This window comes from Carnobacterium maltaromaticum DSM 20342 (genome assembly GCF_000744945.1).
GTDB classification, from domain to species: Bacteria; Bacillota; Bacilli; order Lactobacillales; family Carnobacteriaceae; genus Carnobacterium; species Carnobacterium maltaromaticum.
Genome location: NZ_JQMX01000001.1, coordinates 2,379,381 through 2,401,323, shown reverse-complemented (window position 1 = coordinate 2,401,323; position 21,943 = coordinate 2,379,381). Strand labels below are relative to the sequence as shown.

19 protein-coding genes are annotated in these 21,943 nt (G+C 34.1%); 4 read left to right on the top strand and 15 right to left on the bottom strand.

Annotation, left to right across the window (positions count from 1 at the left end; translation table 11 throughout):
* Positions 1 to 33: 33 nt before the first annotated feature.
* The 9 genes from BR77_RS11120 to BR77_RS11080 form a co-directional block, all read right to left on the bottom strand.
* Positions 34 to 1,170: a WxLIP family cell surface protein gene (locus BR77_RS11120; RefSeq protein ID WP_035065048.1), complete on the bottom strand. Its 1,137-nt coding sequence runs from the start codon at positions 1,168 to 1,170 to the stop codon at positions 34 to 36.
* Positions 1,171 to 1,255: 85 nt separating this feature from the next.
* Positions 1,256 to 1,954, bottom strand: coding sequence for a WxL domain-containing protein (locus tag BR77_RS11115; RefSeq protein WP_035065044.1), 699 nt, complete (start codon positions 1,952 to 1,954; stop codon positions 1,256 to 1,258).
* A gap of 35 nt (positions 1,955 to 1,989) precedes the next feature.
* A complete protein-coding gene (locus BR77_RS11110) occupies positions 1,990 to 2,646 on the bottom strand; it encodes a WxL domain-containing protein (RefSeq protein ID WP_035065041.1) in 657 nt (218 codons plus the stop codon).
* A 25-nt stretch (positions 2,647 to 2,671) separates the two neighbouring features.
* Positions 2,672 to 3,652, bottom strand: a complete 981-nt coding sequence (locus tag BR77_RS11105; RefSeq protein WP_236700884.1) for a WxL domain-containing protein — start codon at positions 3,650 to 3,652, stop codon at positions 2,672 to 2,674.
* 73 nt (positions 3,653 to 3,725) lie between these two features.
* Complete coding sequence (locus tag BR77_RS11100) at positions 3,726 to 3,947, bottom strand: hypothetical protein (protein ID WP_010052192.1); 222 nt, start codon at positions 3,945 to 3,947, stop codon at positions 3,726 to 3,728.
* Positions 3,948 to 4,325: 378 nt separating this feature from the next.
* Positions 4,326 to 5,792: an AcpB/EbpR/MafR family transcriptional regulator gene (locus tag BR77_RS11095; protein ID WP_015077885.1), complete on the bottom strand. Its 1,467-nt coding sequence runs from the start codon at positions 5,790 to 5,792 to the stop codon at positions 4,326 to 4,328.
* Positions 5,793 to 6,548: 756 nt separating this feature from the next.
* Positions 6,549 to 7,184 carry a DNA alkylation repair protein gene (locus BR77_RS11090; RefSeq protein WP_035065037.1) on the bottom strand — a complete coding sequence of 212 codons (636 nt, stop codon included), beginning with the start codon at positions 7,182 to 7,184 and terminating at the stop codon, positions 6,549 to 6,551.
* A gap of 137 nt (positions 7,185 to 7,321) precedes the next feature.
* The gene (locus tag BR77_RS11085) at positions 7,322 to 7,744 is read right to left on the bottom strand and encodes an SRPBCC family protein (protein ID WP_035065034.1); all 423 of its coding nucleotides are present in this window, start codon (positions 7,742 to 7,744) and stop codon (positions 7,322 to 7,324) included.
* Positions 7,745 to 7,807: 63 nt separating this feature from the next.
* Positions 7,808 to 8,212 carry a VOC family protein gene (locus tag BR77_RS11080; protein WP_015077888.1) on the bottom strand — a complete coding sequence of 135 codons (405 nt, stop codon included), beginning with the start codon at positions 8,210 to 8,212 and terminating at the stop codon, positions 7,808 to 7,810.
* A 193-nt stretch (positions 8,213 to 8,405) separates the two neighbouring features.
* On the opposite strand from BR77_RS11080, the gene BR77_RS11075 reads away from it, so the two are divergent.
* Both BR77_RS11075 and BR77_RS11070 read left to right on the top strand, forming a co-directional pair.
* Complete coding sequence (locus tag BR77_RS11075; RefSeq protein WP_035065031.1) at positions 8,406 to 9,398, top strand: MsnO8 family LLM class oxidoreductase; 993 nt, start codon at positions 8,406 to 8,408, stop codon at positions 9,396 to 9,398.
* Between the two features lie 145 nt (positions 9,399 to 9,543).
* Positions 9,544 to 10,515 carry a DUF1002 domain-containing protein gene (locus BR77_RS11070; protein ID WP_035065027.1) on the top strand — a complete coding sequence of 324 codons (972 nt, stop codon included), beginning with the start codon at positions 9,544 to 9,546 and terminating at the stop codon, positions 10,513 to 10,515.
* An 82-nt stretch (positions 10,516 to 10,597) separates the two neighbouring features.
* On the opposite strand, the gene BR77_RS11065 is transcribed toward BR77_RS11070, so the two are convergent.
* Entirely contained in the window at positions 10,598 to 11,140 is a 543-nt protein-coding gene (locus tag BR77_RS11065; RefSeq protein ID WP_010052174.1) for an FUSC family protein, read from the bottom strand.
* Positions 11,141 to 11,725: 585 nt separating this feature from the next.
* Here BR77_RS11065 and BR77_RS11060 point away from each other — a divergent pair.
* Positions 11,726 to 12,700, top strand: a complete 975-nt coding sequence (locus BR77_RS11060) for a hypothetical protein (RefSeq protein ID WP_035065024.1) — start codon at positions 11,726 to 11,728, stop codon at positions 12,698 to 12,700.
* A gap of 300 nt (positions 12,701 to 13,000) precedes the next feature.
* The gene (gene treR, locus BR77_RS11055) at positions 13,001 to 13,717 is read left to right on the top strand and encodes a trehalose operon repressor (RefSeq protein WP_035065021.1); all 717 of its coding nucleotides are present in this window, start codon (positions 13,001 to 13,003) and stop codon (positions 13,715 to 13,717) included.
* A 51-nt stretch (positions 13,718 to 13,768) separates the two neighbouring features.
* Here the strand turns inward: treR and BR77_RS11050 are convergent, their stop codons facing one another.
* From BR77_RS11050 to BR77_RS11030, 5 genes are all read right to left on the bottom strand, one after another.
* Positions 13,769 to 14,230 carry a hypothetical protein gene (locus BR77_RS11050; protein WP_010052166.1) on the bottom strand — a complete coding sequence of 154 codons (462 nt, stop codon included), beginning with the start codon at positions 14,228 to 14,230 and terminating at the stop codon, positions 13,769 to 13,771.
* Positions 14,231 to 14,475: 245 nt separating this feature from the next.
* The gene (locus BR77_RS11045; protein ID WP_035065018.1) at positions 14,476 to 16,248 is read right to left on the bottom strand and encodes an oleate hydratase; all 1,773 of its coding nucleotides are present in this window, start codon (positions 16,246 to 16,248) and stop codon (positions 14,476 to 14,478) included.
* A 246-nt stretch (positions 16,249 to 16,494) separates the two neighbouring features.
* Complete coding sequence (gene gad / locus BR77_RS11040; RefSeq protein WP_035065015.1) at positions 16,495 to 17,841, bottom strand: glutamate decarboxylase; 1,347 nt, start codon at positions 17,839 to 17,841, stop codon at positions 16,495 to 16,497.
* Between the two features lie 115 nt (positions 17,842 to 17,956).
* Positions 17,957 to 20,383: a YhgE/Pip domain-containing protein gene (locus BR77_RS11035; protein ID WP_035065013.1), complete on the bottom strand. Its 2,427-nt coding sequence runs from the start codon at positions 20,381 to 20,383 to the stop codon at positions 17,957 to 17,959.
* Positions 20,355 to 21,788, bottom strand: coding sequence for an amino acid permease (locus BR77_RS11030; RefSeq protein ID WP_035065010.1), 1,434 nt, complete (start codon positions 21,786 to 21,788; stop codon positions 20,355 to 20,357). Before BR77_RS11030 ends, BR77_RS11035 begins: the two co-directional genes overlap by 29 nt.
* Between the last annotated feature and the right edge of the window lie 155 nt (positions 21,789 to 21,943).

The following is a 21,943-nucleotide window of genomic DNA, read 5'->3' as shown; positions in this document are numbered from 1 at the left end:
TTCTCCTTTCATAAAGAATTAATCTAGTTGACTTTATTTTTTTGTGGTCTGATTATTTGGTCTTTTTTTAGGTAGTCCTTCTGAACTTCTTTTTCTTAACTCTTGTTGTTTCTTTCGTTTTCTCTGTTTGATTAAACGTGCACGTTTTTCTGCGGCTTTTTTCTTCTGATGACGAGAAATAAAGAAAACAACCACTAGAATAAGAAGGAACATCACTCCTATAACTATTGAAATAATCAAGATCCAATTCGGTTCTGTTTTTTCTAATTCAACAGCTTCTTTGTTTAAGTCGGTTGAATCTTTTGCAGATATAGTAAATTCTTTTTCAAATTCCCACTTCTCTTCACCTGACTGTGCAACTAATTGCAACATATAGGTCCCTGGGTCTAAACTTTGATTGTCCCAATTAATTGGGAAATCAAAATTCGAATTCGGCGCCATTGCCATTCCTTCTTTTTTTGTTTCATGAAGCACTTTTGTAGTCCCTTTTTTCATCACTTTTGCATCGACAGCTAAATCTTTCATAATCGTAGCTTCCGTATTTTTAAGATTCGCGGTGACCGCTGTCCTGTAATTTAATAAGACAGGTTTAATATCATGTAAAGTCATCACAGGCTTTACTTCGTTGGTGTTTTCTCTTATTTGGAGTCCAATCACATAGGAATATTTATTCTTGATTTGCACATCTTTTTCTTTATCCTTTGAAGCTGAATCGTCTTCCTTTTTAGAAATATAGAAACCAGCCAAAATCAACCCATCAAATTCTTTTTCAGGCATTTGCACAGTGAAGGAAACTTCTTTGCTTTCTTTCGGTTCTAATGTCACTTCCTGTGCTTTAGAAATAAGAGATGTGACTGGATTTTTTAACGTAGAATCCAATTTCTCATCCATTTTACTATAATCAATCACTCCATTTTGGTTGGTCATCGCTACATTTGGAGAAATAAGAATCGTGGCTTTCTCATCGCTAGAATTGCTGACGGTTAACGTCAACTCTTGTCTTTGATTTGGCTCCATTTTTAAATCGAAATAAGTAAGTGTTTTGTTGATTTGGTTTTCTGGTATATTCGCTTTAACGGAGTAGGCCATTGTTTCTGCAGCTTCTCCTGTCATCGGCATATAATGGATCCCTAGTAGACATAAAGCGAGTATCGAAATGATTTTCTTCATCTTATTGTGTTCCCCTTTTCCTAACTAGAATAGAAAGGATCGTTGAAAAAAACGACCCTTTCTATCAAATTTTAAATTTAGTTGCTTATTTTGGTGCGTCTGCTAATTCCCAGGTAATAGAAGATGTATATTCTGTATCCGCTTCTGGCGTTCCTGCTACCACATTTAATTGAACAGCTTCATTGGCTTGATCTGCTCCAGACCAGACTGTTACCCATGTCCCACGTCCACCTTTATCCATCGCATTCATAAACGGTTTACTATCTGTATTATCAAATAAAACATCTGATTTAGTTGGGGCTACAGAAATATTGCTTGAACTTCCTGCTTTGACAACACCATCTTTAAAGGCTAACGTTGCACCTCTCAACACTTTATTTCCGCTTTTAAATTCGCTCATTTTAGCTGATAAGTGCCAGCCTTCTCCTGCCCCTCGTAAATCCGTTACTTGGATAAATGGGTTGGCATTCTTCGCTTTATAGGCAATGTCTTTCCCTGTAATTTTATGTTCGCCAAATTTGATATTGGAAACATAATCAATCGATAATGGTCCGGTTTGACCAGTTCCTGCATTTTCTGGATCTGTTTCGTCAATTGGGCTTGGTACATTTGGATTGTCTGGATTGGTTGGATCAACAGGCGGGGTCACAACGCCTTCACCTGCTGTAAAATTGATTTTATTCTCTGATGTATGTGTGCTTGATACTGCTGCTTGTGCTTCTGCTCCTCCAAAAGCTAAAGAAGCCAAGACTACTGTCGCCATAATGTATGAACTTTTTTTCATTTTTCTTTACCATCCTTTTTTATTCTTTTAGTTGTTTACGGTGCATCTTCCAATGACCACGTAATCGTTGAAACATAACTCGCTACTTTATTCCCTGCAGGAACCGCTAACGTGACTTTTTCTCCATTTCCTTCAAAGGCATTACTCCAACTTGAACGACCTTGTGTGGTTGTCGCGCTCATGATACTTGTTGCTGTTGCTGATAAATCTACTTTGAAAGCTGTTGGTGTTAAAAGCGGGTCAACGCCATCTTCTGTCGTTAATTTCCCTTTCGGAATCGTCATAACAGCACCTTTTAAGGTTAATGATTTATCTGCCGTTTCAAAAGCTGTTGCACTAACTTTTAAATTCCAACCTAAATCTTGTCCACGAGAATCCGTTACTTGTAAACCTAGCTTCGTGCCTTCAACTGGTGTTGCTTCAAATGGAGCTTTTGCTTCAGAGCCTAATTTTTTAGTTGGAAAATTAAAGCTAGAAACCGAATCTAAACTTAATGGGCCTTTATTTAATGTTGGAGGTTGAATTTCTGGATCTAACAGCTCCGGAACCGTTGTATCGTCGCCTGCTTGTAATTCAAAATTTGCTTTCGAAGAACCTGCACTTGCCTCAGCTGCCTCAACAGATTGATTTCCTAAAACTGCAACACTTATTAAAAGTCCTAAACCTACGATAGAATACTTAGTTAATTTCATTTTTATTTCTCCTTATTCTCTATTTTTATTTTGGTGCATCCATTAATGTCCATGTAACTGTCGACATATATTCGCCTTTTTTATTTCCGGCTGGAACAGTTAATTTGATTTCATCTTTATCAAAAACCGTTCTCCATGTTCCCGCGCCTGTTCCTGCAGCTGCATTCATTACTACCGCTAAATCAGCATTGACTTCAACAGACTGAACTGTCGGTGCGAGAGAGACATTGCCCTCATCTGGTTTTACGACTCCTGCTGGTAAAATTAATTTAGCCCCTTTCAAGACTTTTGTTTCGTCCGCCATGTCTTTAAATGGTGTCTGTGATACTTGAACGTTCCAACCTGTTTCTTCGCCACGGACATCCGTTACTTGAATATTTGAATTTTCTACAACTGATGTGTACACTTGTTCTTTTCCTTCTAGTTTATGTGTAGAAAAGTGAAGAGGAGCGATATTATCTAAGGTTAAAACTCCTTCATTTCCTGTGCCACCTGGTGGAACTGTTGGTTCAAGAGGCTCTTTAGGGCCTGTATCACCAGCTGTTAAATTGATATATCCACGGGACGTTCCACCTTTTCCATCAACACTTCCTGTAATCTCATCTTGTGGTGCAGCTGTTTCTGCTGCATGGACTAAACTTGTACCTACTAACATACCACTCCCAATTAACCCTACTACTGTCATCATTTTTAATTTCATTTTTATTCCTCCTCTTTTTATTATTGCTACTACCATTAACAGGATCCATCCGACTGAAAGTATAGTGAAATTTTCACTTTCTCCCGTTTGTGGTAACGTTGACTTGGTTCTATCAGCTTGCGTATTAGGCAGCTTTTTACTTTTTTGCAGATCTACATCTCCTGCTTCTTCTTTCTCAGTAAAATAAATACCTGCTTGACTAATTGCTGTATTTGCAATACTTGTTGACGAAAAAGTAAAAAAACAAAATAAACTAAGTCCCCCTATAAAAAACGCTTTAATTACTTCAATTTTTTCACCTCCCACTAATTTATTGCCTTAGGTTTTTAGTAAGGGGTTACCTAAAACCCGCGTTAGATTGATGATTCATCTATTTATATTAACCATTATTTTTTAACAATAAGACATCCGAACAATATTCGACGAATAGCACTTTCGTCACTAAATTAAAACTTTTTTTAACTAGTTTTTCTAATTCTGAAAAGTCTAACTCTTCTGGAAGAACAACATTCCTTCTAATGTTTTTCACCGTACCCTCTAAAGATACTTGAAACTCAACAGAGTATAATATTCCATCTTCCCACTTATCTTCTATTCTCAACGTTACTTTCCTCCATCTCGTTTCGTTTCTCTCACAATTATTAATTTGAACATACATTTATTCTTAGATAGCATAGACAATTTATTCCAATCAGATATGTATTTATGTGAATAAATCATGGATACTTAACTATTCCTAATTTCAAATAAAAAAACCTTTTACGTTCGTTATTTTAAATTTCAAAAAAATATTGTTGCTTCAACAAATTTAATTTTAGTCTACTTAATAATAAAAATACATTTCAAAAACTCCTAACCGATATGGAGTTTTTGAAACGCATTCTAATTAATAACGCTATTAAATTATTGTTTCATTTCGATTAATGTATCTAATTCTGATCAATTACAATTAAAACCAAATTAATAAATAACAAAAAAATCATTCACCTTGATTGGGAACATAAAAATTCGAATAAAAGGTTTCTAGTTTGGACCAGTCCTTTTCCCTTGGATATGTTGGAAAACAAAGGACTTCTACATCCGGAATAACAAGTCCAGGTATATTCGTGAGAATTAAATCGCATTGATTTTTGATGCTTTCTATGTCCGTTAAGCAACAATCCATAATTTTAACATCAAAGCGTTTTTTAAATCTATAAGTAATTTTATTTTGAATATGTTTCATAAACTTCTCTTCTGTATTATAAATAAAGCCAATTTTCAATGGTACTACTTCACTCTCAAGTGCGATTACAAAATCGTCCCAATAGATGATCAATATACGGATATAGTCATTTAATTTATATTCTTCTAACCCTTCATCTTGAAAAATTTCTTTTAATTTTAAACGGATAAACTCAATCCCTTCAAAATAGTCATGGCAAAAATGATTGACAATATCTAAGGATTGCTCATATAAAACATGATGTGTTCCATACTCAATCATCCGACTATTACAAAGGCGCGTTAATAATTCTTCTCTGTTCGTTTGTTCAATGTTATACCTAAAAGCTATGTTATCAATTAATTCTTCAAATTTTTCTTTTGTTTTTTTAAGCTGATTATTTATCTTTGCGTGCTCTACTAATTGGTTGTAACTAAAAGACCATTTCCCATCTAAAAATATAGCAAAGAATTGAAGTAGATTTTGGTTATTAATATCTGTATCAAAAGCATCTTTTAATTGTTCTCTTATTGCCGAAGTGTCGACATCAGAATAAACATTTTCCCGAGTAAGAATTGACCTATCAACAAAAAAATGATTATTTTTTCGTCGAATTAATTGCACTAATATAAACACTTCCGTTTGTTCTCTACTTCGACATTCTAATTCAAAATCAACATCATATTGTTTAAATGTAAAATTAATAAGCGCCTTAACCGCAGCTATTTGTGCCTCTGTGAAAATAGTTTTATTCAAATAATAACGTTCTAACACATAATAAGTAAACAAGGTACAGATTCTTTGTTCATCCCCCGTTATTTGCAACGGGCTTAAATTGATTTCCATTCCTTCTTCCTGTAGTACAACATTAATTCTGCTGATCATTCTTCTCAAAGATGATGAACTAAGAAACAACTCTTCTGACAACTGTTCTACTGTATAAGTTTCACATAAAAAAAGTTTTTCAAGTAAATTATATTCAGGGCTTGAAGCAAGCAAAGCAGAATAAATATACACAATCGAATAGCTAGAAGGAATGACAATTTTCACACCTTTATTCCCACTAACATTAATATCAATAGGAAATAGAATTAACCTCGCCTGCTCGATATCTCTTTTTAATGTTTTAGAAGAGACATTCAGGCTAGTACAAAGATCGCCCATGAATAACTCATCTTTATCATACAAAAACTCAACTAATTTTAAAATGCGACCGTCTTGCGGCGACAGTATTCTTCTCATATCTAATCAACTCTCTTTTTTTTACTTTAACTTCTGTATTGAACAAGCTATTCTTATAACTTCAGTCGTTGATTTTCTCCTTAATTACCTACAACTTCCGATAAATCTCATACATGATAACAATTTTTACATAGTTAGCCCTATATCTAATAGTTCTAAATAATCACTTTCATGCCCCTTTCTCAAACACCTTAATTTAATTTTTGGCAGTTATTATCACAACCTTTTCAAAATTCTATTTCGTATTTTATAGACTTTATCACAATTTTCTAATAAACGCTACTCGTGTTAATTCCTTTAATTAAAATTTCGACTACTCAAAAAAATTTGTTTAAATCAAGAATTACTGTTGATTCATCTGTTAAAATAACACTTAAATGATGATTTATTGTACAGGAAATCACAATTTTTAGCAATTGTCATATAATAACTATTATTGATAGTTATTTTTCAAATTTACGAATACCAACTTAGATTCAAGCAGTTAAAAATAACAATCATAAAAATTAAGAATTTCTTTTATAATCAGATACTGCCCCTCTTCCGTTGTCCGTATTAACCTATGTAAATTTTTAAAATCATTCAGTTCATCACTTAACTTTAAAATACTTGAATACAATTACCAAAAATTAAAAAGTCACACTATTGTAGCTAGGCTAGCTACAATAGTGTGACTTTTTCTGATAGTCTCAAACAATTCATCGATAGTATTTTAAAAACCTCATTGAATGATTGATCCAAGCTTCTATTTTCCACTTATTTATTTAATTTATCAACTTGCATGGCTATATAGAGCGGTAAATAATCAGGCGTACAATTTTTTGCTACTTTTTGATTTTTATACAAACCTGTTCGCTCGCCTAATTGAATGCATCTTGGTCGATATTCTTTTTGAAAGATTCCGATTTGTGCGGCAGTAAAATTCATTGCCCATTGTACTTCTGGAGCTTCATTCTCAATTTGAGCTTCAATCAATAACAGTAGCTCTTCAGTATTTGGAGGTGGCGTTTTCCCCATCCAGCGCAGCCGACCTTGATAATACCAAAAAACACGTCTTTGGAGCGATGATTGGCTGTTTTGCCACGATTCCATAAGCGATATTGTTTTTTTACTTTTAGCTAGTTGGTTTGCCATTAGCCAATCGATTAACTGATTTCTTTCACTAGTATTATATTCTTCACTATCTTTATCTAATTTATCAATTAGTTCCTGAGTAAGCATATTTTTGTCCATAATGAGAATGGATAACAGTCGTGCTAAATATATTTCTGTATCCCACAGTTCCATAGCTAATGCATGATCTTTTTTTATATCTTTAGCTATTTTTCGCAAGTCCCCCAAACTAGTCGGCGGATTATTTAGTTGCATTAATATATCTTCTTTTTTAGTCATATTTAAATCCTTTCATCACCTATATTCTATTAAACGAAAAAAGATAATAAATGTGAGACGAACTCCTCATTCATTATCTTTAGAAAAATCAACAATCAGTCATATTGATAACGAGTTAAAATTTCTGTACTTATTAATTAGTTGCTTAGTTTTATAAGCTCAATTCCAGCTTGATCCCACATTTCATTCATCATGTCGTAATATTCATCATCCATCGCAACATCTACAAACATTTTAGTCTGATTACCCACCGGCTCAAAAATATAATGTTCAAGCATATCGGCAAATGCTGGAACTTCAACGTATTTACCACTAGTGACTTCACCTAAAAATGAGAATTTGATTTCTTTTTCTGGTTCAAAAACAACCACTTTAGAAACTAAACCATCCCCTGAACCATCAACGAATGAGATTGTTTCATTCAATCCCATATCGCCTGTGTAAGTTGACCCTTCTTGGAATGCAAATGCCCATTTTTCATACTTATTACGGTCAACAACTAGTTGCCAAGCTTCTTCTGGTTTGCAATTAAGCAGGAATTCTTTTTTAATATGTTTCATTATAAACCCTCCTTTATATTTTTAATTACAGCTTTATCTTAAGCGCACTAACTTAATCAATACCTATTCCCAAATTAGCTGCCAAGTTATACCAAACGAATCTGTCACCCAAGCAACTTTACGCAAATGATTCACAGCTTCTGGTCCCATCATTACAGAACCACCTTCAGAAAACGTTGTAAATAAACGATCAAATTCAGCTTCATCTTGACAACGTACAAAAATTGATACTCCCCAATTAAGCTCTGGAGCATATTGTTTTTCCATATCCATCACCATAAACGATTGACCATTGATTTCAAATTCACCGTTCATCACTTGACCCACAACTCCACGATCACCTTCTCCAAAGTGCGTTAAAGAAAGAATTTTAGCATCCTCAAACAAAGAGACATATAAATTCATCGCTTTTTCAGCATTTCCAGAAAATGTGAGAAAAGTAGAGATTTTTTTAGTTTGTTCAGACATAGTAAAATACCCCTTTCAATTATGAAGCATGTTATTCATGTTAATCCTAACCGTTAACATCACTTTTGTCTAATTTAAACCATTGAATTTAGTTAATTTTTTGAAGATAACTTATTTCACTTATCTAACTAGGAAGGTTATAATAAGTAGTAATCTTATTTAAAATAAGTGGAACCTAGGAGGCCTACAAATAATGAAATTAAGTGTACTCGATCAAATACCCGTTACTAAAGGAAATACTGCCGTTGCAGCACTAGATAAAGCCAAAGAATTAGCCCTGTTAGCTGACGAATTAGGCTATCACCGGATGTGGTTTGCAGAGCATCATGGTTCTGCATCTGTCGCCAGTGTTGCCCCAGAAATCATTGTCGCTCATTTAGCTGCCTTAACTAAAAATATCCGTTTAGGGACAGGTGGAACTATGATTATGCATTACTCGCCGTTAAAAATGGCAGAAACATTTAAAACTCTCAGTGCCTTAAGTCCAGGACGAATTGACTTCGGCGCAGGTCGTGCGCCTGGTGGAGATATGAAAGCTATTTACGCTTTAGCACAAAGCAAACGGCCGCAAATGCGAGAACTATATGAAAAACTAGAAACAACATTAGCCTTGATCAATGATAAAGTCCCGGCAGATGAACTTTACCAAACAACCATTGCTTCACCTACACCAGTTACTTTACCTGAAGCTTGGCTTTTAGGCTCTAGTGGCGATAGTGCGTTACAAGCAGCACGCATGGGAGTCGGCTATTCCTTTGCCCAATTTTTCAGTGGTTCCATGACTAAAGAAATCTTAAGTCTGTATAAAGATCGTTTCATCCCCTCTTATTTTATGGAAAAACCTGAAATCAATGTCGCTTATTTAGCAACTGTTGCAGAAAGCATAGAAGAAGCTGAATTTGAAGCTAGACCAACAGATATCCAGCGTCTAATGATGACCAAAGGCCAATTAACTGGAATTATCACTCCTGAAGAAGCCCAAAATTTCAGTTTGACCGAAATGGACCGTTTAAAAATACAGGAGAGTCGCAAAATTCATTTTGTAGGAACAGCCAAAGCCGTGGCAGATCGTTTAGTAGAAGAAGGCGAGTACTATGGATTCCAAGAAGCGATGATTATCAGTACCCCTCATAGCCAAGAAAAACGCTTAAATGTCTATCGCTTACTTGCAAAAGAAATGCTCTGATTACTCTAAATTTCTCTTAAAATTTGTAAGATTCTTTTATTAAGTAGTCTTATCAGTTGTAGAACCAGCAGGAATATTGCTACAATGTACCTACTACTTGTATAAAAGAATTATTTACTTATTTTGACTATGAAGGAGTATGGATATGAAACTTAAAAAAATAATCACAGCGGGGCTCGTAGGACTATTGGCTACAGGATTTTTAGTTAGTTCAACCACTGCTTTTGCTCAAACACCTATTAATGAAACTTGGGGTAAACCGGCCTTTACTAGAGGAGTAACTTTGAGTGATGCTCAAATTCAAGAAACTAGGGATTTGCTAGGCATCAAAAAAGATGATTCTGTAGATGAATTTGTTGTAGATGGGACAGTAATTGGGAAATATTTACAAAATAGCAATAACCCCGGAGCTCAAGTATTTTCAAGCTCATTAATTCAACGAACATCTGCTGGTGATGGCGTTAAAGTTGAAATTGTTACACCTAAAAATATTACATTAATCACAACAGAACAATATCGTAATGCTAGTATTACGGCCGGTGTCACAGATGCGACTATCAAAGTAGCTTCCGCTGTTCCAGTTACTGGCGAAGGAGCTTTGGCGGGTGTATTTATGGCTTTCGATGAAAACGGCCAAGCACTTGATAAAGAAGCCATTGCAGTTGGACAAGAAGAGCTAGGGGTTATTTCAAGTATTAGTGATGCGAATAGTGATAACTCTAAGTTTAGTGATGCCAATTTAAATGTGGCTTTTGCTGAAATCAAAGCGGAGCTTGCGAGTATCCGTAAAAAGCAAGATGAGCTTGCTACCAAAGCTGACGTAGAACGTATCGTGAATGACGCTTTAAAAAATAATAGTTTAGAAAATGTAGTCACACCCGAACAAAAAACGGAGATTGTCAATTTTATGATTCGTTTTCAAAATTCATCTGCCATCGATAATAAAGAATTGATTAATCAATTAAATCGTTTTGGTGAAGATGTCATGAATAATGCTAAAAACTGGTTAGGCGAAGCACGAAATAGTTTAAATTCAGAGCAAGCACAAGGTTTCTTACAAAATGTTCGAACAAACTGGGATAACTTTGTTAACTGGCTGACTGGTTTCTTTAACTAAAATAGTTCTCTAACTACATTAAAAAACCACTTAGAAATCTAACTTTCTAAGTGGTTTTTTTGTGGATTTGACGAATAATTACTTACTCGATAGAAGAAGCTCGTGCTTTTTTAGGACGAATAAAATGATTCACACCTAAAGCAATCCCAGTGCCAATAAAGGTATCGACTACACGTTGCAACGCATAACCAAAAGACTCGTTTTCCGGAATCATAAAAATAATCGTTAAAAATGTACCACAAGCTCCAACTACACCTTCACTATGCCCTGTTGCGACACAAAACGTAATCATAATCATAATTAATAGTGGAATACCTACTAGCTGTACTAAAACAATATTGCCAACCCATTCATATAATAAAATGACAACAACAGCAAAAATCGCCCCAAAGGTATTTCCCACGATCCGATGTCGACCAAACTTCAAGGTGTTATTCATATCTTCCCTTAACGCAAAAACCGCCGTTAACGTAGCAACAATCGGTGTACCACGATCAAATATGGTGAAAATAAGCATGCATAAAAACACACTAATCCCTGTTTTTAATGTGCGCAATCCGATTTTAAATTTTTTTAAATCCAACATACCTGAACGGACACTTCCTTCAATTTTATACCAACACAAAAGCATCCCTTCCAACTTTATTTTACTAAAAAGGGAATGAATACCTGACTCTTTTTTATGTATACTCGACTACTCTTATCTAAAATTAAATTAGTAAAAAACAAAAGTCATTTCTAACTATACTAAAAATATACCGTTCGTAAAAGCTTTTGTCAATGATCTATGGGTGTTTCAATACTTAATTTGATCTTTATTTACATAAATCGTTCATTTTCATCTACTGATAAACACTATTATTTTAAATTTAAAAATCCTAATAAAAAAACAGCTACAAAATACTCTGAAATGAAATTCCTTTTTGCATGTATGGTTTAATTCGATTTTCCCTCTAATAAAAAAACAACTCACTGACTCTAGCCTTCTAAAAAAAGCCTTTTTATTGACTGAAATTTTCATTTATTCACTCAATAAGGTAAAATAAAACAAACATAAAGGAACCAAAATGTTATATAATAGAAGATATGTTGCGATTTTCAAGATAGCGATTAAAGAAATCATTCGTTTATTTTATAAAGTGTGAATTTAAGGATAGTACGTTCCATTGCTTTACGTACAAAATTAGAAAATCAGAAAGGAGTAAAAAAAATGACTGAAAAAAAGACAAACGAAGAAGAAATTAAGAAAAATGAAGAGGAGGTAGTTGTTACTCCTGAGAATGAAGTTCTTAAAGATAGCGAAGAAACAGTAGTAAGTACTGAAACAGAAGCAACACCTGCCAAAGAAGATGACGTAGCACCTTCTGATACAGAAACAGTAGTAGAAGATGACGTCGTAACCGAAGAAGTAATCGTTGATGAAGAAGTTCCGTCTAAGGATCTTAACGAAGTGGACGCTACAACTGAGACTACTGCAACAAATACTGCTGAAGAAGTAATTTTAGAAGAAGGTATCGAAGCACTAGCTAGTTCTGGTGTTGTTGAAGGTGTATCTATAGAAGGTGAAGAAATTGATGGCGAATTTGACGAAGAAGATTTAGAAGATGAGGACCTTGAAGATGAAGAACCTAAAGGTAAATTGGCTAAACACATGGGTAAAATCCTTTATAGCTTATTAGGTATTATGATTGTTGCTGTTTTAATCTTTGGCTACTATGTCTTCCCGTTTTTCAGTAAAATTGGTGGTACATGGCAAGGAGAAAATACAGCTGGTACCTTTAAAATTGTCAATAAAGGGAGCAAGTCTGAATTTAGCTTTGTTGATATGAATGGTGTTAAAGGTATGAATTTAGTTTTCACAAGTGAATTAACGCGTAAGGGTGTTAATCAATTTGGGGCTACTGACACAAGCGTTAAAATTGTTTTAGATAAAAAGACGATTGATGAAGCAAATATCAAAACCTTCAAAGAATTAACTGATCAAGTGAAAGTTAAAGATGAAACAGACAAAGAAGTCGTACTCGTTTATACAAAAGCTGCTTATGAAACAGCCTTTAAAGATACGAATTTAGATGAATACTTTAATTATCGTTTAACGAATTTTAATTTTGCGTTACAAGGTAAGGACTTAATGTTGAAAAATAAAGATTTCGCAACACCAGAAGTTAACTTCACACGTAAATAATCCGAATAAATCAAAAGACAAGCTCGCTAGTTAGAGCTTGTCTTTTTTATTTGACTTCACTCTCCATTTATAAAGCCGTCTATGCTAAAATGGTAAGAGAATGTTTTTTTAGGCTAGTTCTTTTGAGCCAGTCCTTCGGAAAAAAGATAAATTCCCAAAAAAGTAAAGAACCACTTTTCTTGGAATTCCCTATTTTTCTGCCAGGCCTAACCAGCTCAACGAACTTTTTATTTAGGCTAGTTTTTTTGAGCCAGTCCTATATGGCTCAATGAACTTTTAGTAAAGGAGGGTCGATACCCTATGAACAAATTCCATGAAATTTACTTAGATTTAGAAAAAGCAATTTTAGAAAAAAAGTATCAACCTGGTCAACTTTTACCTAGTGAAAATGAGTTAACTAAAGAGTACAGTGTTTCCCGTGAAACAATTAGAAAAGCTTTAGTATTACTACTCGAGAGTGGCTATATTCAAAAAAAACAAGGAAAAGGCTCTATCGTTTTAGATGTAAATCGATTTGATTTTCCAGTCTCAGGTTTAACAAGTTTCAAAGAGCTCCAAGAGTCACAACAGATGAAAAGCGAAACGATTGTGACTAAAAATGAAGTCCAAACAATCCCTGAAAAATTAGCCGAAAGACTTAAACTACCCACAGATACTAAAGTGATTTACATCGAAAGACAGCGCCGATTTAATGGCGAGGTGGTTATTCTAGATAAAGATTACTTATTGCTCTCAATCATTTCTGAGATGCCTCAAGCTGCAGCGCAAGACTCCATTTATAACTATATTGAACACACTCTGGGACTCGCAATTAGCTATGCTCAGAAAGAAATCACAGTCGACCCAATCACTCCTGAAGACCAAGAGTTGATGGATTTAGGTGATGATACACATATTGTAGTCGTACGTAGCGACGTTTATTTAGAAGATACCACTCTTTTTCAATACACTGAATCCCGGCATCGTCTCGACCGTTTTCGTTTTGTTGAATTTGCCCGCAGAAAAAGTCCTGTTTAACTAAACAAAGAAACCTCATCGCTTCATTCAGCAATGAGGTTTCTTAACTTTTTATTCTGAGACGATACTCTTTTTATATTTATACCCGTAAAACACTGCAAAACCTACAACAACGCCTACAATAAAATAAAGTGCAGCATTGAATATATTTACTGCAATTGCACTTTGTAAAAAAGAATAAGCTAGCATTAAAATGGATACATAGTAAGGAATAACTGAAATAGCTTTCCCTTTTTTTATTTTCATGACAAATAGATACATAAAAACTGTGACAATCAAATAAATTAAGGCGATTCCTGCAAAAAATAAAATCGTCGGCAAGGTAATTGATTCTCGAATAACAGCCGCTTGTTCCGCAGTTAATTCTTTCAATTTAGATAAATCTGTATTGCTTAATGCCACTAAGTAAAGCACTTGTAACACAGATAATAAGGTCACAACAGTTAATGATAAAGCTGATGCTAACGTTAAATTCTTGGCTAATTTGCTATTTTTTTCAACTGGTAGTTGCATAATAAAACTCCTCTCTCTTCATTCAGCTTAAAGCTACCCTTCTACTTTACACTACTTTCAAACTGAATTAAAGAATTACGTGGAAAAATGCTAGACTACTTAAGAAAAATGTTACTTATAGGAAAGTAAAAAAGCACAATAATTTTAGTAAATAAAATTATTGTGCATGACTTCAGAAATAAAATTACAAGTTATGAATGATTTAGTACTCTCACTAATTCACTTAACTTTATAATCAACTCAAACTATAACAATTTTGCATCCTCAAGCAATTCTTCAATGAACGTTCCTTTTATTTTCTTCAATCCTTTTCGTTCGATTATTCCCTCTAATAGCGGAACTTTCACTTCTTTAATCCCTTTTTTATCATTTAGATAGTAAGAAGCATTCAATAACATTCGAATATCGTAGGATGATGCAAATACTTCTGGTACACCACGATCTATATCCAATAAGGTATAGACAGCTTCCATAGCTGTTCTTACAGAATACTCCGTAGTAAATACGGTATCCCTTTCTGTTTCTGCAAAATTACCAATAAATGCCAAATTTTTGTATCCGTCTGGTATGACTAATGGACGATCACCTTTTGCTCTTGGCATAAAGTACGACGTAATATAGGGCATATAACATGGAACGGTGTTACAAGAATTCTTAGCCAAATCATCAATCAGATCTGTAGGAACACCCATTTGATACAACCATTCTGAAGCAATTTCATTTCCAGTACATTCAGTAATCGTTTTTTTAATATAATTTCCAGGTTTATCAGAAAGTAATGCATATACCCAAATCACTAATTGGTCTTCAGGTTGATTTTTAAAATGAGGCTGTCTATTTATTGTATAGCTCATTTTCCAATTAGAGTCCTTCGCATGGACAATACCACCCGTTACAACTCTACCTGCATAAGGATCTCTTTTACTAATTTTTTCAATATAAGGCGCTATTTTTTTATCTAATGTTGTCACTGTAGCTGAGACAAACCAACTTTCATCTGGAATATTTTCACAGAATTTTTCTGGTTTACCAAAATCCGAATCTTGTTCCACCATTTTCTTCCATAAATTCCAGCTACCTCCTAATTCTTTTGTTGGTGGTGCAGGTGTAGTATTATTTCCATATGTTGAACTTTCAGTAATGGATCCATTCGTAATAAACACCAAATCATTTTCTGATAACTTGACAATTTTTTCTTGACCTTTTACATTTAAAATTAGACGCTCTGCTTTCTTATTTCCATTTTCAGAAGTAACTAATACATTTTCAACTTTTGTATCATATTGGAAATGCACACCATTTTCTTTTAAATAGGCTAACATTGGTAAAACTAATGATTCATATTGATTATATTTTGTGAATTTTAATGATGAAAAGTCCGCAAGAGCGTCAATATGATGAATAAAGCGCATCAAGTATCTTCTCATTTCCATTGCTGAATGCCACTCTTCGAAAGCAAACATTGTACACCAATAAGTCCAAAAATTAGAAGAAAAAAACTCTTTTGTGAAAACGTCCGTGATTTTTTTGTCATCTAACTGAGTCTCTTTCATTAAGCACAATGCAAGTATCTCTTTAATTGCCTTTTCACTCAAAGTTAATTGTCCATCGGTAGGGAATTGTTCTCCCTGATTGTGGATTAATCTGCATTTCGAAGAGTTAGGATCTTCTTTATTTAACCAGTAAAACTCATCCAAAACGGACGCATCTTCTACTTCTAATGACGGAATAGATCTAAATAAATCCCAAAGGCATTCAAAATGACTCTCCATTTCACGTCCACCTCGAATAACAAATCCATATTCGTTCTTGTAAATACCATCCAAAGATCCCCCAGCAATTGGGAGTTCTTCTAAAATGTGGATTTTATCACCTTTCACTTGACCGTCTCTGATGAGAAAGGCAGCCGCTGAAAGAGAGGCTAATCCTGAACCGACTAAATAGGCAGATACTTCATCTGATCTAACTGGTTTTTTTGCTCGTGCGAATGCTTCATAATTACCATTACTTCTATACATATTGTTCGTCTCCTTTAAATCTATTTTTATTAAATTAACTAACCTAATTATAAGATAATACATGACTTACTAGTGCCTTAATGTGTCGCTTAGCGCGACATATTATGGTCAGCTGAAAGAGAAACTAATCTGACAAGTTTATTTATAATTCATGCTGACTGATTTTATAAATTTCTATTTTATCAAACTATATATTGTATTTAATATAGTTTTTTCACACTCACAAATAGGACAAATACTTTGTATTTAGTGAGTAAATCCGTGAACTTTATCACCACTATCATGGCCTAACACTGTGGCTGTTGCTAACTCTTTAATTGCTTCTTTAAAGTCTTCCACCATTTCTTCAGCCATTGGCATAGTTAAATCTGCACGACAGACAAAGCGTTGAATGATTATATTATCCATATTTTTTGGCAATGGATATGCTGGAACTTGCCAACCTTTCATGAGTAAACGATCAGCCAAATCATATAATGACCATTTAACTTGTGCATCATTTTTTAAGGTATAACATACAATTGGGATATTGGACCCATCGTTATATATTTTAAATAACCCTGTTTCTTCAACTGATTTCGCAAGATACATAGCGACTTCTTTAGTTTCAGTATGAACTTGACGATAACCATTGTAGCCTAATTTTAAAAACATATAATATTGTCCAATAATTTGGCTAGCACTTCTTGAGAAGTTGATTGCCATTGTTGGCATATGACCTCCTAAATAGCTAACATCAAAAATTAGTTCTTCAGGAAGATACTCCCGATCTTTCCAAATTACCCAACCAACACCTGGATAAACTAAGCCATATTTATGTCCAGATGTATTAATTGAAACGACATTTTTCAAGCGGAAATCCCACACTAATTCCGGATTAACAAAAGGCACAAACATCCCACCACTAGCCCCATCAATATGAATGACTAAATTAGCATTATTTTTTTTATTGTATTCCTCAACCATCTTGTCTAATGCTTCAATATCATCAAATTTCCCTGTATATGTGATGCCAAGAATGCCTACAATACCAATCGTATATTCATCAACGTAATCAAATACTCGATCTAAATCTAAACTTAAATGTTCTGGATCAACAGGCACTTCTCTAAGTTCAACATCCCAGTAAACACCGAATTTTTCCCAGCAAACTTGAAATCCTGATGAAATAACTAAGTTTGGTTTTCTTTTTGTCGTATCAATTCCTTTTTTTTCCGCTAGATGGCGCCATCTGAATTTCATAGCCATCCCGCCTAGCATACACGCTTCACTCGAACCCACTGTTGAAGTTCCAATAAAATTCTCACTCGGTGCATTCCATAGATTTGCCAACATATTTACACATGAAGCTTCTACTTTAGCTGTTCTTGGATATTCAGATTTATCAATAGCATTTTTATCTAAGGTTTCTGACATTAACTTGATAGCTTCATCATCCATATACGTTTGGCAAAATGTTGCTAAATTTTGTCTAGAATTCCCTTCATCGATTAAATAACTTTTAATTGCATCATACGCAACAGCTGAACCAATCCCATCTTCAAAGAATGTTTTTGAAGGTAACTTTTGAGTAGAAAAATCTTTATTTGTCATTATAAACCACCCTATTCTCTATTTTTTTATAAAATTAATACTGTACAAACTAATTATTCGCTTGATTACAATACATAAAATTGACTATCTTGAGTTCTAAATTTTGTTTAACTAGTTAATTTTCTAGGCCTTGTAACTTTTGATTATCATTTAATTCAGAAACATTTTGCAGGTTCTTTTTTTGTAATACATGCATTGAATAGCGTAATAATGCTACAAAAATGATTGTTAATAAAGCTAAAATTAAAATACTCTTTCTAAATAATGGGGCTCCGATTCCGCTTGAAATAGCTTCTCTAAACGCATAAACGGAATAGGACATAGGAAGGTAGGGATGAATTGCTTTAAAGAATGGTGCTTGTAATTGAATTGGGAAAGTTCCACCAGCACCACCAAGTTGCAATACTAAAAGAATCATCGCAACAAATCTACCTGGATTATCAAAGGTCATTGCTAAGAACATCGTGATCGCCATATATGACCAAGCACTAACAAACGCTGTTAAGAAAAATTGGAAAATGTTATCAACTTGTAATCCAATTAATAACATAATACTTGCTTGAATTAACGCCATTATGCTTGAAACAACAAATCCAAGACTCACTTTACTCAACCACCATGCCCCGCTTGATTGTCCCTCTAGTGAAATTTTTCTAATTGGGTAGATAAAATTGAACAACATTGAACCAACAAATAGTGCTAGTGACATAATATAAGGAGCTAATGCTTCACCGTAGTTTGCTACTTTACTATATTCATTATTTTTCAAGGAAGTAGGTGCTGCAAATTGGTTAATATTTTTCTTCGTAATTTTTAGTGTGGAACTTTCACTCACACCCTCATCTAAAGCAGAAGATAGTTCTTTTGCTCCACCTTCTAATTGCCCAATACCACTCATTAATTCAGGTGAATTTTCATTTAATTCTGCTAATCCTGCTTGCAGTTGGTTTGCACCTGTATTTAATTGATTCACACCGTTTGATAAAGTTGGAATTTGACTTTGCAATTGATCTAAACCAGTAGATAATTGGCTACTTCCTGTTGTTAATTGATTTACACCAGCTAAAGCTGTCGGTAACTTGGTTGCCGCAAGATTTAAATCTGAACTAATTGCATATAATCCATTGGTTAATCTTACTGCATGTGATGAATTTGGTACCTGAGCTAATAAGGCGTCAAACGAATTAATTCCAGCATGGATACTCGCTTCAGAAGAAGAAAGTTGTTGTGCAGAGGCTGCCATAGCATTTGTCACATTGCTTACATCATTTGCTGAAGCAGATAAATCTGATGCTTTAGCACTTAGTGTATTTAATTCTGATTCAACTGCCGATAAAGAAGTATTTATTTGTGCTGTTATCGATGAAATTTGCTCATCTAAAATCGCATCAACTTTGCTACTAATTGAACTTACAATATCCGCTTTCTCATTATCTGAAATTGTGGTACCTGCAAGTAAATCTGCAACATAAGAATCTATATCTGTTTGTATTTTTTGCATCTCCAAATTGGCGCCACTCAAACTAGCACTTGCCACTTTTGCTTGATCCGCTACACCTGTTGCATCATTTGAAATTCCTAATAGCTTATCTTTGTTGGTAATAATCGAGTTAATCTCATTACGAATATTTTGTAAATCATTTTCTAGGACTATTTTTACGTTAGGATCTAAATTATTTTCAAATGTGGTTAAAGCGTTGGCCAAATCTTGAGTTCCAGTAGCCAATTGAGTTAAACCAGCATCAATGCCAGCGACATTATTTTCAATTGGTCCTAAAGCTTGATTTGCTTGATTCAAAGCTGAACTTAGTTGATTCGCTCCTGAATCTAATTGCGACACACCTGAAGCTAATGGGCCAATACTATTTGCTAATTGACCCGTTCCATCTGCTAACTGATTTGAGCCACTATCTGCTTGAAAAACGCCTTCGGTATATTGTTTTAGCCCTGTTTGAAGTTCACCACCACCATCTGCAAGTTGATTCGCTCCATTAGCGGCCTGGCCAAGAGCACCAACTAATTTTTGACCCGCGTCAACAACTGCCGTTGCATATGCTTCAATAACTTGTTCCCTGACTTGAGTTTCCAGAGCAGTAGCACCTACAGTTGAAATTTCATTGGCTATATAATTTAACGAATCATTCGTTGTGTATATAATTTCCATTTTTTGAGGGGTATGATTAATGATACTAGCTGCATTTTTTGAAAAATCTTCGGTAATTGTCACAATCATATAATATTTTAAATCTTTCATACCTTTTTCTGCTTCTTCTTTTGAAACAAAATTCCAGTCTAACTGATGATCTTTTTTCAAATTATCAACAACTTGTTGCCCAACATTCATTTTTTGTCCTAATAATTCTGTCGGCTTATCTTGATTTACGACTGCTACAGGTAAATCTTTTGCACGACCATACGGATCCCAAACTGATTTATCAAAAATAGATGAGTACAAAATCGGAATAAAGGCAATTGCGATGACTGAGATTAATAAGATCTTATTACGAAATAAATTAATCCATTCTTGTTTGGTCATCTTCATGATGTGCCGCCCCTTTCAAGCTATGATTCTTGCTATAAAATTGATAAAATAGAAATGGAGCAACTACAGTCACGATGTAACTAAAAATCAATGTAGTAATATACGTTTTACCTTCTGTCTTACTCATTGTATCTGGTATCATAAATGCAGTCATAATGGCGGCAATCGAAAGTAATAGACCTGAACCAGCAACAAAAATTTTCACTTTTGAACCACCAGGTATTTGATACTCTCTTTTCAACTCTTTCTTTTTGAAAACAATAACTAGATAAGCGATAAAAAATAATATATATGCACTTAAATAAATGATTACTGTCAATGAAATTGCTGTTTGGAATGAAACATTTCCACCTGAACTACCAGAACCAAAAGTTAAAATCGCCGCCCAAGCAGTTACAATGATTCCTTGAACTATTAATAATGGAACCGGAACGCCATGCTTATTTACTTCTTCATATTTTTTTGGTAATAAACCTTTTGAAGCAACGAATTGTAAACCTTCTGTTGGACTAACAATCCAAGAACTCACCTGTGCCATAACACCAAATGAGACCAGTATACCTAAAATAATGACCAACGGAGATTCTTTACCTGGAGAAATTATTTCTTTTAACGCATTTACAACTCCTGCATTGGCTGAAATATTTCCATGTGAAACCATAGCTACAACACTACCACCAATCGTACTAAGGACAACTCCAACAATGACTAAGGCAAACATAATTTTTGGATAATCTTTTTTAGGATTTTCCAAATCGGCAATATGAGGAGCTGATGCCTCTACACCCATATATGCGAGTACAAATGAAACTAGCGCAGAAATATTACTTTTATCGGGGAAAAAGTGGGTATCTGTAAAATTCTTTGAAATTTGATTTCCTGATGCTATATATTTAATTGCTAAAACCAACATAAGCAACACTGGAATAACAATACCGATTGAAAAGCCATATTTTGCTACTTGTTCTGTAATTTTTGTTCCCTTAAATTGAAGTGCAGTTAATAACCAGAATATTGAAATAACAAGAATAAATTTCACACCTACGTTAGTATTTAAAACCGGTACATTCAAAACATCTGATACTGTTCCAATAATGAAATAAATCATCGTGACAAAACCAACAGTAATTTGAAACCATTGAAAAAAGATAGCAGCAAAACCAAATTTTTCTCCTAACGGTTCACCAACCCAACTAAAAATTCCGCCGTCTTGATACCCTTCTATCGTTGCAAGTTCAGCCGAACTCAATGCAACAGGTAAAAACCAAAATATTCCACAAAGCAATAAGAAAAAGATTAATGTTTTACCTGAATCAGCGAAAGTTGGATATTCATAAACTGTAATAAACAGCGAGGCTGTCATTGCGAAAAATCCAAATTTAGAAATGTTTTTCTTTTTATTCACTTTTCTGTCCTCCCTTTTAAATTTTTTTAATCTTTAGAAAGTATTTAATTTTATAATCTTACTTTCAACAATTATTTAACCAAAAACAGCAAATATATTTCTATATTTAACAAAAAATCGTGTATTAATATGCCATAAAAAAGCTAAAAAATATA

Coding starts and splice junctions, on each gene's coding strand:
- BR77_RS11050 (WP_010052166.1), bottom strand. CDS start 14,230: ATGCAACTACCAGTTGAAAAAAATAGCAAATTAGCCAAGAATTTAACG.
- BR77_RS11060 (WP_035065024.1), top strand. CDS start 11,726: ATGACTGAAAAAAAGACAAACGAAGAAGAAATTAAGAAAAATGAAGAG.
- BR77_RS11080 (WP_015077888.1), bottom strand. CDS start 8,212: ATGTCTGAACAAACTAAAAAAATCTCTACTTTTCTCACATTTTCTGGA.
- BR77_RS11045 (WP_035065018.1), bottom strand. CDS start 16,248: ATGTATAGAAGTAATGGTAATTATGAAGCATTCGCACGAGCAAAAAAA.
- treR (WP_035065021.1), top strand. CDS start 13,001: ATGAACAAATTCCATGAAATTTACTTAGATTTAGAAAAAGCAATTTTA.
- BR77_RS11090 (WP_035065037.1), bottom strand. CDS start 7,184: ATGACTAAAAAAGAAGATATATTAATGCAACTAAATAATCCGCCGACT.
- gad (WP_035065015.1), bottom strand. CDS start 17,841: ATGACAAATAAAGATTTTTCTACTCAAAAGTTACCTTCAAAAACATTC.
- BR77_RS11110 (WP_035065041.1), bottom strand. CDS start 2,646: ATGAAATTAACTAAGTATTCTATCGTAGGTTTAGGACTTTTAATAAGT.
- BR77_RS11035 (WP_035065013.1), bottom strand. CDS start 20,383: ATGAAGATGACCAAACAAGAATGGATTAATTTATTTCGTAATAAGATC.
- BR77_RS11095 (WP_015077885.1), bottom strand. CDS start 5,792: ATGAGAAGAATACTGTCGCCGCAAGACGGTCGCATTTTAAAATTAGTT.
- BR77_RS11115 (WP_035065044.1), bottom strand. CDS start 1,954: ATGAAAAAAAGTTCATACATTATGGCGACAGTAGTCTTGGCTTCTTTA.
- BR77_RS11075 (WP_035065031.1), top strand. CDS start 8,406: ATGAAATTAAGTGTACTCGATCAAATACCCGTTACTAAAGGAAATACT.
- BR77_RS11120 (WP_035065048.1), bottom strand. CDS start 1,170: ATGAAGAAAATCATTTCGATACTCGCTTTATGTCTACTAGGGATCCAT.
- BR77_RS11070 (WP_035065027.1), top strand. CDS start 9,544: ATGAAACTTAAAAAAATAATCACAGCGGGGCTCGTAGGACTATTGGCT.
- BR77_RS11085 (WP_035065034.1), bottom strand. CDS start 7,744: ATGAAACATATTAAAAAAGAATTCCTGCTTAATTGCAAACCAGAAGAA.